Source organism: Pantoea sp. GbtcB22 (assembly GCF_019091025.1).
Classification (GTDB): Bacteria; Pseudomonadota; Gammaproteobacteria; order Enterobacterales; family Enterobacteriaceae; genus Pantoea; species Pantoea leporis.
Genome location: NZ_JAGXKB010000972.1, coordinates 1 through 231, shown reverse-complemented (window position 1 = coordinate 231; position 231 = coordinate 1). Strand labels below are relative to the sequence as shown.

1 protein-coding gene is annotated in these 231 nt (G+C 58.9%); it reads left to right on the top strand.

Annotated features, from left to right (window positions below):
* Positions 1-193: hypothetical protein (locus tag KVT28_RS27220; protein ID WP_217551459.1), on the top strand; the 193-nt coding region annotated here is incomplete at its 5' end.
* Positions 194-231 lie beyond the last annotated feature (38 nt).

Here is a 231-nt window from a genome sequence, read left to right as displayed (position 1 = left end):
CCCCCTCCAATTCATCGCCGGCGAGGCAGAAAAACTGCCGGAGATGGAAGGCAGCGAAGTGCAGGACATCATTGGACTGGAGGCGATCGAACCGGGTAGAACGTTGCTAGTGCTGAACACCAGCCGCGACGGCAGGCAGATTGCTGCGATCGGCCTTGAGGCAGTGATAGACTCCCAGCAAGAGCTGCGCTAGCTGCGCTATGGCGGAATTCTGCCTTTCGTCATCCAGCA